This window comes from Salifodinibacter halophilus, assembly GCA_012999515.1.
Taxonomy (GTDB): domain Bacteria; phylum Pseudomonadota; class Gammaproteobacteria; order Nevskiales; family Salinisphaeraceae; genus Salifodinibacter; species Salifodinibacter halophilus.
Genome location: JABEEB010000709.1, coordinates 1 through 237 on the forward strand (window position 1 = coordinate 1; position 237 = coordinate 237).

At 65.4% G+C, this 237-nt stretch carries 1 protein-coding gene; it reads left to right on the plus strand.

What is annotated here, in order from left to right:
• Positions 1-128: 128 nt before the first annotated feature.
• Positions 129-237, plus strand: a 109-nt coding sequence (locus HKX41_13400; protein ID NNC25130.1) for a dihydrodipicolinate synthase family protein, incomplete at its 3' end; no start/stop codon positions are given.

The window sequence follows — 237 nt, forward strand, 5'->3', positions numbered from 1 at the left end:
GCCAGGCGACGTTCGCCTATTACGCGCGCCGCGCGCTCAAGCAGCACCCCGACTGCCTCGCCGACGCCGCCTGACTCGGCGCGGCCTCGATCGACGCTGCTTCAACCAACGCGAACAAGGAAACCCCCATGCAATCCATCGATCTACACGGCATCGTCGCTTATCCGATCACCCCGTTCCACGACTCCGACGGCAGCGTCGACGACGAGATGCTGGTGCGCCTCATCGACCGGCTGA